1 pseudogene is annotated in these 530 nt (G+C 64.5%); it reads left to right on the forward strand.

The annotated features are described in order from the left end of the window. Nucleotides 1-530: pseudogene (locus HPO_RS20785) on the forward strand (prohead protease/major capsid protein fusion protein); the annotation flags it as partial.

The raw sequence follows: 530 nt of genomic DNA on the forward strand, positions 1-530 counted from the left end.
TCCGGCCTTGATGCCGCCTGGGCAAACCAGCTGATTGACGCGGAAGCAACTATCGAGACGGCCCGCGCGGCCGCCCTCGAAGCCATGCAAGCCCGTCAAGCAACCGTCCGCGTTGCCAGCCCTCAGACGGATAGTCCGGAAGTGCTGACGCGCAACCTGGCCGATGCTCTGTTCGCTCGCATCACGGGCGCCACGCCTGCCGAGCAAGCCCGTCAGTATATGGGCCACACGCTGGCAGACGATGCCCGCGCGATTCTCATGGCCCGTGGCGTCTCGCTCACCGGCATGAGCCGCGAAGCCATTCTGGAACGGGCGATGCATACCACGTCCGACTTCCCGAACCTGCTCACGGCGACCGGCAACCGGACGCTTCGCGCGGCTTATGAAATCGCACAAAGCCCGCTGAAACTGATCAGCCGTCAGACCACGGCGGCAGACTTCCGGCCGGTTAACCGGCTTCAGATCGGCGAGGTTGGCGGCCTACAGAAACTCACCGAGTCCGGTGAAATCAAGAGCGTGACGCGCGCCGA

The sequence above is a fragment of the Hyphomonas polymorpha PS728 genome, assembly GCF_000685315.1.
GTDB lineage: Bacteria > Pseudomonadota > Alphaproteobacteria > Caulobacterales > Hyphomonadaceae > Hyphomonas > Hyphomonas polymorpha.